6 protein-coding genes are annotated in these 12,817 nt (G+C 43.8%); 4 read left to right on the top strand and 2 right to left on the bottom strand.

Annotated elements, in window-relative coordinates:
* The first annotated feature begins 138 nt into the window (after positions 1–138).
* The gene (locus tag NG796_RS17785) at positions 139–1,089 is read left to right on the top strand and encodes a polysaccharide deacetylase family protein (protein WP_261208218.1); all 951 of its coding nucleotides are present in this window, start codon (positions 139–141) and stop codon (positions 1,087–1,089) included.
* A gap of 43 nt (positions 1,090–1,132) precedes the next feature.
* Here the strand turns inward: NG796_RS17785 and NG796_RS17780 are convergent, their stop codons facing one another.
* Together NG796_RS17780 and NG796_RS17775 are read right to left on the bottom strand one after the other, a co-directional pair.
* Positions 1,133–4,639: an AAA-like domain-containing protein gene (locus tag NG796_RS17780; RefSeq protein ID WP_261208217.1), complete on the bottom strand. Its 3,507-nt coding sequence runs from the start codon at positions 4,637–4,639 to the stop codon at positions 1,133–1,135.
* Between the two features lie 248 nt (positions 4,640–4,887).
* Complete coding sequence (locus NG796_RS17775; protein WP_261208216.1) at positions 4,888–6,192, bottom strand: AAA-like domain-containing protein; 1,305 nt, start codon at positions 6,190–6,192, stop codon at positions 4,888–4,890.
* A gap of 490 nt (positions 6,193–6,682) precedes the next feature.
* Between NG796_RS17775 and NG796_RS17770 the strand changes: the two genes are divergently transcribed.
* From NG796_RS17770 to NG796_RS17760, 3 genes are all read left to right on the top strand, one after another.
* Positions 6,683–9,823, top strand: a complete 3,141-nt coding sequence (locus NG796_RS17770) for a GAF domain-containing protein (protein ID WP_261208215.1) — start codon at positions 6,683–6,685, stop codon at positions 9,821–9,823.
* 5 nt (positions 9,824–9,828) lie between these two features.
* Positions 9,829–10,248, top strand: coding sequence for a response regulator (locus tag NG796_RS17765; protein WP_261208214.1), 420 nt, complete (start codon positions 9,829–9,831; stop codon positions 10,246–10,248).
* Between the two features lie 513 nt (positions 10,249–10,761).
* Entirely contained in the window at positions 10,762–12,711 is a 1,950-nt protein-coding gene (locus NG796_RS17760; RefSeq protein ID WP_261208213.1) for an adenylate/guanylate cyclase domain-containing protein, read from the top strand.
* Positions 12,712–12,817: the final 106 nt, after the last annotated feature.

Below are 12,817 nucleotides of genomic sequence, written 5' to 3'. Positions count from 1 at the left end.
CCGCAAGTCATTAGGGAAGCCAAAAAATTTTAATTGAGCTTTTTTTTCAATTAGGGTGAAAGAAAGCGTTAAATTTTTCAGGAAAAATCTACTAAAGCATCACGATATAATTCGCCAAATAGGGCGGGAGAAATAAGTGTGGATGAACTGAAGCCCTTTTTTTCAAAATCGATGGTGTTAATGGCGGCGATCGCTGCGATTAGTACGATTATTATGGGTACATTTTTGCCGACCCTGATCTTATCCGGAGGAATCGTTGAAGCCAGTGGCAAATCCCCAGAGATTGTCTTAGCATCTCTCGGAGTTCAGGAAGCAATGAAGATTAGACTGGAAGGGTTTACCAAAGCGATCGCTCAAAAGCAGACCGACAAAGAAAACCAGTTTAATTTTGCTGTTACCCCGGAGTTTCAAGGAAACACATTGTATGAGGTCGCTTTAGATGACAGTGAAAAAGCGATCGCCCTCACCTTTGATGATGGTCCTTGGCCGATTTATACTGAACAAGTCTTAGATATTCTCAAAGAACAGGATATTAAAGCCACCTTCTTTTTGATTGGTCAACACTTAAAAAATCATCCAGAAATTGCTCAAAAAGTAGTCGAAGCGGGTCATGCCTTGGGTAACCATACTTGGAGTCATCAGTATCATAATGTCCCGCGAGAAATAGCCGCCCAAGAAATTGAAAATACCGCTGCACTCATTTATGAAAAAACCGGATGTAACACCAAGTGGTTTCGGCCTCCGGGAGGGGTTTTGACCAACGGATTAAACGACTATGCCTTGAGTCAAAATTATGCGGTAGCGATGTGGTCTTCTGATGCTCGGGAGTCTTTCTTTTCGAGTTCTGGAGCCTTAGTGAACAATGTTTTGAATAGCGCTAAACCTGGAGGAATTGTGCTATTACATGATGGCGGAGGCGATCGCACGGCCACGGTGCAAGCCTTACCTATTATTATTAACGAACTCAAACAACGGGGATATAAATTTGTTACTTTACCCGAACTGTTAGAACTTTACGAACAGCACAAGCAAAGCAGTCTGGCTGAAAACACTACTAATCCCACTCCCGTACCCGATGGGATTGATTAAACTCTAATCCAATAGGTGAGATTTTTCCCCGGGAAAAACTCACCTATTTTGATAGAATTTTACCGAATTTGCGAGTACAGAGTTTCGCTTCATCTGTTGGCACTGCTGGATTAGTTTTTAAATAATCTCGGACCCAATTACAAGCATAAGTCAGGGGGTCAAGATTAAGGAGGCGATCGAGATGCCAAAGGGTCATCACTTGTTCATCGCCGACCGAGGCTAAAATGGGCAAATTTGGATGAAAAGCCACCGCCCGAACTCCCGCCTGATGGCCGGTCAAAGTCGTGAGTAAAACCCCCTCTTGGGTCCAAATTTTAATCGTTTCATCAATACTACTCGTCGCAATTAAAGAACCATCTGGACTAAAATCAATTCCCCACACTGCCGCTGTATGTCCCGTCAAAGTTTTGAGTAATGTTCCATCTTTCCGCCAGAGTTTAGCTGTCATATCGCCACTACCCGAGGCTATCATTTCCCCATCGGGACTAAAGGTAACTTTCCAAACTGCCGAATTATGACCGTTCAGAGTTTTTAAAAGCTGTCCGGATCGGTTCCAAAGTCGAATCGTGGAATCGTTACTCGCCGACGCCAAAAGTTGACCATCGGGGCTAAATTCAACGCTCCAAGTGGGGGCAGTATGTCCCTTTAAAGGTTTTATAAAACCCTCTTGGCGACTCCACAACCAAACGACTCCATTGGCATCTCCGGCAGCCAGTCTTTCACCATTAAAGTCCCAATTAACCGATAATAAAGCGGCATTCGCATCATCAAAAGTTTTTAAAAGAGTGCCATCCAAGTTCCAGATTTTGAGGGTTTTATCTTCGCTCACTGATGCGATCATTTCCTGCTGAGGATGGAAATCGATATTAACAACCGATGCAGTATGACCTTCTACGGGTTGTCCCTTTGTTCCATCGAGTTGCCAAATATGAAAAGTTTTCTCGCTGCCTGATGTAGCAATAAAATTGCCATCGGCACTCAATGATAATCCCCGTACTAACCCATTTAAGGCATATAATTTTTGCTGAAAAATGCTGTTTGTTTTCCAAAGAATTGCCACATTTTCTGCACCCGCCGAAGCAATTTCTTTACCATCGGGACTAAAAGCCATTCCCCAAATTGCCGCATCATGACCGCGCAGAGTGGAAATTAACGTGCCATCCCGTTTCCAAAGTTTTAGAGTTTTATCCCAGCTTACCGAGGCTAAAATGCTGCTATCTGGGCTAAATCTCAGTTCTTTAACGGTGGCATCATGGGCTTTTACAGTATGGAGGAGGGTTCCTTCTCGGGTCCAAATATTAATCATCCCATCCACGGTACCCGAGGCCAAAAGGGTATTATCTGGACTAAAGGCGATCGCATAAATTGGGGCTGGATGTCCAACTAATTCCCGGAGTTTACTCCCCTGTGCATTCCATAACTGGATAGTATTATCAATTTTACCTGCTGCAACGGTTTGACCATCAGGACTAAATGCTACAGCCCGAATTCCCGTGGTTTCTCCTTCAAATCGCCTCACTAATTCACCCTGAGAATTCCAGGCTTCTACGGTACTATCAGACCCTCCAGAAATCACCTGCTCACCATCAGGACTAAAGTCAAGACTCCAAATGCCTGAAGTATTCGCCTGAACTGAACTTAATAAGGTTCCATCTCGGTTCCAAAATTTAAGGGTTTTATCATCACCCGATGAAACTAAAAATTTTCCATTGGGACTAAATTTGACCACCCGAACCACAGCTTGATGTCCAGTTAAGGTTTGAATCAGTTTGCCATCTCTATTCCAAAGTTTGAGGGTTCCATCAACTCCAGCCGTGACAATTTCTTGCCCATCGGGACTGTAATCCACCGCTAAAACGGCTGCGGTATGACCATTGAGCCGATTAGATTCCTGAATGCTTAAAATCACTTGCCAAAGGGCATCATCCAGGCTTTTGTTCAGTTGTGAATCGAGAATTTTAAGCTGTTTTAAGCGTTCTTTTCCTTTAATAGCTTGAAGCAGCGCATTTAAACTTTTATTAGAGGCAAATAATGCTTCTGAAGATAACGTAATCGCTCGTAGTTCACTTAGTGCTGTTTGTTGATATTGCTGATACGCAAACCCACCCAAACTGCTGGCAATGATAGTCGCCATGCTGAGAATTCCTAACAGGAGAGTTTGGCGCTTTAAGTGACGCTGTTCTAATTGTAGTCGCGCTTCTACTTCTTGGAGTCGTTCCGCTTCTAAGGTTCTTTGCGTTTCCTCCCGGTCTAATTCTTGTGAAGCTGCTAGAAATTGATAATCCAAATTACTCAGACTTTTCCCCTGGGACCAATCGAGAATATCCCGTAAGGCTTTTCCCCGCAATAGCCAGGATTTATCCTGATATCCGGAGACTATCCAAGCATCGATCGCCTGAGAATAGGGCCGGAGATTTGCCAGTTGGTTGGCGACCCAATCAAAACTAAAAATGTTCTGATAAATGGGATTTTTAATCTGTAGAATACCTTCGCGTTTTTCGATTAATCCGGTTAACATTAATTCAGTTTGTTCCGAACTATCATCAGCCGCCACTTTTTCAAACCCCGAGGAAGTTTCATCCTCTTCCGAATGCAGGAGAATTTTTTGGTAGAGTCCTAGCAACCGCCCAACTCGCTGTTCACTATAAAGCAGGCGATCGCAGATGGTTTTAAAATGTTCGGGTTCATCATTGGCTTTCCAGTTTCCAATCAGATTCGTCTCTACTAAACGATTGATAAAATCTGGTGTTAATTCCGGATAATTGTCCCCGGAGTGGCTGGAAATCATTTGACAGAGTTTTTGAGTCAAAAAAGGTTGACCCCCGGTCCAATAGAGAATCCGCTTTAATGCTAAGTGAGGATCGGCAAATTGCGGAGACAATCCCCCCAATAATGGCGAATTTTCTTGAAATTCAAATCCCGATAATTCAATCCCTTTTCCAATATTAAAAGGAGTGCGACTGCCATCGGAAATTAAATCAGCCGGGGTTGCCACGCCAAATAAAGCAAAGGCTAACCGGCGATACTCTTCATGATCGGCGCGGCGGTTATAACAGGCCCGAATTAGGGCAAAAAAATCATCCGTAGAAAAATTTAAACTGAGAACACTATCAATTTCATCAATAAAAATAACAATGGGTTCAGGGACTTGCGCCAGCAGAACAGTTTCCAAAAAATCACTTAAGCGATTGACATAGGAGGAATGAGCGCGATCGCGCCACCAACTTAACAGATTCACTTGCAGTCGAAATGCCTTAGTCAATAATCCGACAATCGACCCATACCACTGTTCTGGGGTGACCTCTTGGGTGCCAATTGCAGTTACATCAATTACCCCACAACGAATCCCAATCGATTGTAAGCGATGGGTCGTTTGCACCCGCAAACTGGATTTGCCCATTTGTCGTGCATTAAACACATAGCAGAATTCTCCTTTAACCAATTCATGAAATAAGGTTTCATCCGCTAATCGGCGCACATAAGTGGGAGCATTAAAGGGTAAACTCCCGCCAACTTGATAAGAAAAATCTGAGTTTTTGAGAAGTGGCATGGGTACATTAACTAAGAATAAAATAGTTTAAAGGGTCAGGTAAATAAAGGGGTGACTTTAAATTAAAGGGAGAGGAAATAAAATTTTTAAATCATTCTTTTCTCTCCCTCAATTATTAGAATTCTTGCAGAATACCGGATTGATCCCCCCAACCCCCTTGAATCCCCCTCCCGTCCCCCTTAAGAAGGGGAAAGCCCGAGGAATAAATAGTTAATTCTTGGGGGGCTTAAGAGAATTTGGCAAGAAGTCTAGTCTTTCAAGAATCGGGAAAAATAAGTTTGATAAAGCAGACAACTGGGGAAGGCTAACTGATTTTCAAATTTAATTAATCCCAATCCCTGCAATTTAAAAGCTTGGGTGGGGTGCAATTCTACACCCGTTGGGGCCAAAATCACTGATTTCCAGGCATCCTTGAGGTCAGGATGCTGCTCTAAATAGGCGAATTGTTGCCGTAAATGACTCTCAAAGATGCTATCGGGAGTCGTGATAGTTTCGAGCAAGCTTTCGAGGGTGACGGTTTGTTGACTTAAGTGAAAAAAGGCCAATTGGGTTAAGTAGGGATGGCCGCCAAGCAGGGCGATCGCACGAGTGGCATAGTGTTCGGGGGGCATTAATCCATAACGCACCGCTAACTCCTCAACCTGTTCTACCGTAAATGCTGATAAATTAATTAATAACCCAACATTAAACGGCGATTGATGCACCGTTAACGGCAGAAAAACATCCGTAGAATAGATAATAACTAACCGGAGTTTTTGCCAGAGTTCACTTCCCTCGGTACTGTGACGCGATCGCTCATACCAAGCGCGGAGCATTCCAAAAAAATCCGTGGCAATCTTCGGATAGCTAAAGACTAAATTTACTTCATCCAAGACGAGCAACAGTGGATTTTCAGCCGCAGGCAGCAAATAGCTTTCAAAATAATCATTGCAACTATAGCTGCTGCCAAACATCGGATTCCAAAATTCGTCTAGGCGATTGGGTAATCCCAGGCTCCGGGTGATCATGACACACAACCATTGCAAGAAAACTGTTAAACTGTCAAAAACACCGCTATCGGCCAGTTGCAAACTGACGATCGCGATGCGAAAATCACTTTCTTCTACAGGCGTAAATCCCCGCACTACTAAAGAAGTTTTGCCAAACTGTCGAGGCCCTCGAATCCGAATTAAGGCCCCCGGTTGCAAACTCTCAGCTTTCAGAAGCTGTTCCGCCGGGGATCGATAGATGTAGAATGGAGAATCAACCACTAACTGTCCCTTCAGTGGGGTCCTGAGTAAACCCGTTAAAGCGGCCATTGATGCCTCGGGGTCGGGCTCCTGGCTAACATAGTCCTGGGTTTGGAGGGAAAGGCCAAATGCGGTGAAGTAGTCGGCTAAGGTGACACAATCGACCGGCTTTTGTCGATGCCGGACTTTTGTCAGAGTTTTGGTACTCAGTCCGGTGCGATCGCTTAACTCTTCCAAGGTGTAGGAGTTGCCACCATTATCCCGTGCGGCTGACAAATGCTCCGCCGCTTGTAAGCGTTGAGCACCCTGAGAGCTGAGAATCACCCCTCTTCTACGTTTTTGAGCTGTTGTTCGTTCCAATGGGCTATCAGGAAAAACCACACTTAACACTTTGTAACCAATCTAAAATTATTGATCTCAATTCAATCCATTCGTTACCCATTTTACAGGGGTTATCAACCCCTTCCCATTAAGATTCCTGCTTCCATGCCTAAGTTACTGCCTTAACGTTCCATCGGGGGTGGCGATCGCGCTTGTCCGATGGCAGGATAAACTTCAGGAGAGAGAGCTGAGTTTCAAAAGCAGTCTGAAGGCAGAAGTTCCTCCACTGCAAAGAAACCGAACAGCCAGGAAATAGGTTCCAACCGACCGCTCCATCTTGGATAGAGTCTGAACCGGGTTAAAAACTCTCTGGAAATTGAATCAGAGACGATTCAATTTAGAGTGACACTCTCTGAGCCTAGACTCCCCTTCCTATTTTTATAAATGTTGACTGGATATTGCTCAAATTAAGAGTTGCAAGGAGAAGAGAACAGTGCTGGAATTCTTGAACGATTTTCTGACCCCACGTTACTATATTCCACACGGCCATTGTTACCTTTGGCAAACTCCCCTCGTTGCACTGCATCTGGTTAGCGATGCGCTAATTGCGATCGCCTACTTCTCCATTCCCACGATGCTGATTTACTTCATCTACAAACGCAGAGACATTGCGTTTTCTAGCATCTTTGCGATGTTTGGAGCCTTTATTGTTCTCTGTGGAGTGGGTCATTTATTAGATATTTGGACCCTGTGGCATCCTGATTATTGGGTTTCGGGAATTGAGCGAGCCCTCACCGCCATTGTTTCTTGCTATACCGCCTTGCGACTGGTGGAACTGCTGCCCCAATTTCTGGCCCTCCGCACCCCAGAACAGCTCGAAGCCGTTAATCACGAATTGCAGAAAGAAGTGCTACAACGGCAACGAACGGAAGAAATTCTGCAAGCGCTTGTGTCCGGAACTGCCTCCGTTACAGGACAAGATTTTTTTCCGGCCCTCGTTAAGAACTTAGCCAAGGCTTTAAATGTCAAGTATGTAATTGTTTCAGAAAAAAATCACGAGCAAGACCAAACTTTAGAGAGTCTAGGTTTTTGGGCTGGGGATGATTTGGGTAATAATTTTACTTATAACTTTACCGGAAGACCTTGCGATTTTATTACTTATAATCAAGACTTTGCCTGCTATCCCGAGAAATTGCAGGAACATTTTCCCAATGATCCTTTGCTGGAAGAAATTGGAGCCGAAAGCTATCTGGGAGTTTCTTTATTAGATGGCAATCACCAGGCGATCGGGACCCTGTGTATTCTCGATGTCAAGCCCTTAGAGGAGCAGGATCAAGCCCGAGCAATTATGAGTGTATTTGCGGCCAGAGCCGCTACGGAACTGCAAAGAAAATGGGCGGAAGAAGAGAAACATTTGGCTTATGAAGAGTTAGAATCTCGGGTTCAGAAGCGCACTGCTGAATTGGTCGCTGTAAACTCGACTTTAGAAACCGAAATTCAAGAACGGATTGAGATGGAAGCCGAACTGCGGGTGATGGCAGAACGGGAAAAAACCATTTCTCTGATCATCCAACGGATGCGGGAAAGTTTAAATTTAGAAACAATTTTTCATGCCACCACTAACGAACTGCGCCAAGCCGTTGACTGCGATCGCGTCATGATTTATCGCTTTAATCCTGATTGGAGTGGTGCATTAGTTTCCGAGTCTGTTACCCCGGGTTGGGATATGTTATTGCCCGAACAAGCAGACGACCCTCTCCTGACACAAGTCACCACCGATGGACCCAGTTGTGTCCTCACTCAAATGAATTCATCAAATTTGTTGATTAAAGACACCTACCTGCAAGAACAGGAAGGAGGAATCTATCGTCAGAAACAAACATTTTGTTCAGTTTCTGATATTTATCAAGCCGGTTTTAGCTCCTGCTATCTCAAATTTTTAGAGCAATTAAGCGCCCGGGCTTATGTGATTGCACCCATCTTTTCCGGAAGTACACTTTGGGGCTTGCTGGGAGTGTATCAAAATAGCGGTCCCCGAGATTGGAAAGAGGCGGAAGTTAAAATTGTTATCCAAATTGGTAATCAATTGGGAGTCGCCGTCCAACAAGCCGAACTATTTGCCCAAACCCACAAACAAGCCGAAGAATTGCATCGCACCGCTGAAGCTGCCAATGCAGCCAACCGAGCTAAAAGTGAATTTTTAGCCAATATGAGCCACGAACTGAGAACACCTCTAAATGCCATTTTAGGGTTTACTCAACTGATGCAACGGGATAGTTCTCTTGCGGATCTGCATCAAGGATATATTGACATTATCAACAAAAGTGGCTCCCATTTACTCGCTCTGATTAACGATGTCTTAGAAATGTCGAAAATCGAAGCGGGGCGAGTCACCCTGAATGAGGTGGAATTTGACCTCCCTAAACTGGTGTACAGCTTGGAATCCATGCTGCAACTCAAAGCCAAATCTAAGGGTTTAAGCCTGAAATTTGAACTGCAACCCAGCCTACCGCAATTTATTCGCGGGGATGAAAATAAATTGCGCCAGGTGCTCATTAATCTGCTGGGAAATGCTATCAAATTTACCAACACCGGGCTAGTTACCCTGCGGATATCTCGCCCAGAATTTTCAGATCAAAAGGAGAACCCCTACCAATCTACCTTGAAATTTGAAGTAGAAGATACGGGTCCCGGACTCAGTTCCGAAGACATCAAGGACCTATTTCAAGCCTTTCAGCAAACTCGGGTAGGACGCCAATCCCAAGAAGGAACAGGGTTAGGACTGCGAATTTCTCAGAAATTTGTCCAATTAATGGGAGGACTGATTACCGTTACCAGTACTGTAGGGGAAGGCAGTAGTTTTAAATTTGAGATTCCCGTGGGTTTGGTTCAAGGGTCCAGCATGGAACATTCTTGCGATCTCAATGGTGCTATTCGGTTAGCACCAGGACAACCGAACTATCGAATTTTGGTAGTAGAAGATAACCCGATTAACCGATTGTTATTAGTCACCTTGTTAAAGGATATCGGCGTGGAAGTTAACGAAGCCGAAAATGGGGAAGTGGCGATCGCCAGTTGGCAACAATGGCATCCTCACCTAATTTTTATGGATATGCATATGCCCAAAATGGATGGATATGAGGCAACCCAACGAATTAAACAATTCGGAACCCGCAGGAACCCCTCCCGTGATTTAGCCCCTGTTCCTCCGATTATCGCGATTACTGCCAGTGCCTTTTCAGAAAATCGAGAAGAGTGTTTACAAGTTGGTTGCGATAATTTCGTCAGCAAACCCTTCCGGCGAGAAGAAATTTTAGAGACCCTCTCCCATTATCTTGGGGCAAAATACTCCTACCAGGAGACGAAAATTACCCCCACTCGTCCCAGTTCCCAGAATAAAGAATCAACTTGCTCACTTGAGGCTGATGCCTTACAATTTATGCCCCCAGATTGGGTGAACCAATTTTACAATGCCGTCGCCCAAGGCAGCGATACCCTAGCTTTAGAACTCCTGAATAGGATTCCACGGGAACACTCTGAGCTAATCGAAACTTTAACTGATCTCTTAGAAAACTACCAATTTGATCGCCTGATGGAATTGGCTCAACCTCCCTCCCCAACTTTATCGACTTAAATTTCATGGTTACTCAATCTCAAATCCCCGGCTCAAATTTAGCCCATCCCCTTGATATTTTAATCGTAGATGATGTAGCCGATAACATTCGCCTACTCTCTCGGATTTTAGTGAAACGGGGATATCAAACTCGAAAAGCGCTCAATGGGAAAATGGCACTGACGGCGATTGAATCCTCTAAACCCCGTCTAATTCTGTTAGATGTTCAAATGCCGGATATGAGTGGCTATCAACTCTGTCATCTCATTAAATCTGACCCCAATACCCTTGATATTCCCATCATATTTTTGAGTGCTAATGATGATCCTTCCGAAAAACGGAAAGCTATTAGTACAGGAGGAGCCGACTATATTTCTAAGCCTTTTAATATAGAGAAACTCATGGAGGCTATCAAAAAACAGATAGAAACAGCCTCCATTTATTAAATCTATCTGATTTATTTCAATTATTTACAGTTCATTTTCTTGATTCATTAAATGACATTAAATCACACCCTCTATAGTCGTAATTGTCAGTCCCCTATCGTAGTTATTAAGGATTGATGAAATGGGTCTCTCATGCCAACAGAGCAATTCTTTAGGGTTTAAGGAATTAAGAATTGACTTTAATTCTACCCCTGAATCTTGATGCAAAGCCTAGGGGATGGCTTACGGGTCTCATACCTAGGAGGAAGAGCGATCGCTTAGGGTAATTCAAAAATTTGGGGCGTTTCTAATCTCCTATTTAGATACCCCACACCTTAACTTGAGAAAAAATGAGATATTAACCGGATTTTACGGGATGAATAATAAAATTCCCCCTATGCAACTGATGAAATTACCCCCTTAAACCTCTTCCGATATTTTAACAATTTCATTAATCAGGACGGATTTTTAGCCTGATTTAATCTCGCAATTTAGAGAATTAAAAGTAACTGAACTTTATTGTTAGGTAACCTTATGACAGAATTTCCCACCCCTCAAGAGCTTGGCAATATTTTAATTGTAGATGACAAGCTAGAAAATATCCGGTTTTTAGCAAACTTCTTATCGAGTCAAGGGTACTCAATTCGTAAAGCGACTAATGGAAAATATGCGTTAAATGCTGCCAAAATGCTTCCTCCTGACCTAATTCTTCTGGATATTAATATGCCAGAAATGGGAGGTTATGAAGTCTGTGAACATTTAAAAAGTGACCCTCAAACCCGTGAGGTTCCTGTGATTTTTTTAAGCGCTGGAAATGAAGTGGAGGATAAACTTAAAGCGTTTCAAGTTGGAGGCGTAGATTACATTACCAAACCTTTTCAATTGGAAGAAGTGTTAGTCCGAGTTAAAACCCAACTCAATTTAAAAAACCTCCAACAACAATTAACCCTTAAAAATGAAGAATTGCAGGGAACAATTATTGGCCTAGAAAAAGCCCAAACTGATTTAGAGACCTCTCAAAACGAATTATTAGCCCTCATTAAAAGCATGAATGAATTGATTTATGTTTTAGATGCTCAGGGCCGGTATTTAAAAATTGCCAACACCAATACTAAGCTGCTTTCCCAACCCGCTGAAGAGATATTAGGTCAAACAATCTATGATGTACTTCCCGAAGCAACTGCTCAGTTATTCTTAATTGAAGTTCGAGAAGCTTTAGCGCGCCAAGAAACGCGAGAAGTCGAATATAGTTTCACCCTCGGACAAACTAAAATAGAGGCATCTGCAAGCCTTTCCCCCATTTCTTTAAACTCAGTTCTCTGTGTCGTCCGAGATATCAGCGATCGCAAACGGCGAGAAGAAGCCCTCAAACTCATTGTTGAAGGCACTGCCTCCAAAACTGGACAAGACTTTTTCCAGTCTTGTGTTCAATATTTGGCGGAAATTTTGGGAATTCGCTATGCCTTGATTACGGAATGTGCGAACGTGCAAAAAGACCGAGTTCGGATGTTATCTTTCTGGAAAGACCAAAACTTTTCTGAAAAATTAGAATATGATTTAGTGGGGACACCTTGCAATGAAGTGATTGCCAAGGGACAATATTATTACTATCCTGAAAATATTACGGCTCGGTTTCCCGAGCGAGCCGATTTGGCCGCGTTGAATGTGCAAAGCTATGCCGGAATCCCCTTAATGAACACCACAGGGGAGGTGATTGGTCATATTGCCGTCTTAGATACCCACCCCATGATCGATGACGACACCCGCAAGCTCGTATTGAAAATTTTTGCGGCTAGGGCCGGGGCTGAATTAGAGCGAAAAATCACCGATATTGCCTTGCAACAAAGTCAAGAACAAACCGAAAAATTATTATTAAATATCTTACCCAAAGCCATTGCCGATCGCTTGAAAACCGACACTAGCGCTATTGCTGAACAATTTGAGGAAGTCACCATTTTATTTTCCGATATTGTTGGATTCACCCCGCTTTCGGCCAAAATGCAACCCCCCGAATTAGTCAACCTACTCAATGAAATTTTCTCCACCTTTGATACCCTCAGCGAAAAACTGGGGTTAGAGAAAATTAAAACTATAGGTGATGCCTATATGGTAGTCGGTGGACTTCCTGTTAAACACCCCAATTCGGCTGAGGCGATCGCTCAAATGGCCTTAGAAATGCAATCCAGCATCGCCCAATTTCAATCCCACTATGGGTCCACGCTTCAAATTAGAATCGGCATCAACACCGGACCCGTTGTTGCGGGTGTGATTGGCGTCAAAAAGTTCAGTTACGACTTATGGGGAGATGCCGTCAATGTCGCCTCGCGCATGGAATCATCCGGCATCCCCGGCAAAATTCAAGTCACAGAAACCGTTTACGAACGCTTAAAACATCAGTTCCACTTTGAGCCACGCGGACTGGTTGAGGTGAAAGGAAGAGGAGAGATGATGACTTATTGGTTACTGGGAGGATGGGGAGGATAGGGAGGATGGGGAGGATGGGGAGGATAGGGAGGATAGGGGAGGTGGGGACAGGAAATGGCTGAAGTCGTGACGTTGAAAGGGGGGTAACGACTTCACTCAAACCCCC

This window comes from Laspinema sp. D2d (assembly GCF_025370755.1).
Classification (GTDB): domain Bacteria; phylum Cyanobacteriota; class Cyanobacteriia; order Cyanobacteriales; family Laspinemataceae; genus Laspinema.
The sequence above is the reverse complement of the archived record's forward strand: the minus strand, read 5'-3'. Positions and strand labels throughout refer to the sequence as shown.

What these genes read in the sequence shown, in the direction of transcription:
- NG796_RS17780 (WP_261208217.1), bottom strand. Translation starts at nt 4,639, where the DNA reads ATGCCACTTCTCAAAAACTCAGATTTTTCTTATCAAGTTGGCGGGAGT.
- NG796_RS17765 (WP_261208214.1), top strand. Translation starts at nt 9,829, where the DNA reads ATGGTTACTCAATCTCAAATCCCCGGCTCAAATTTAGCCCATCCCCTT.
- NG796_RS17760 (WP_261208213.1), top strand. Translation starts at nt 10,762, where the DNA reads ATGACAGAATTTCCCACCCCTCAAGAGCTTGGCAATATTTTAATTGTA.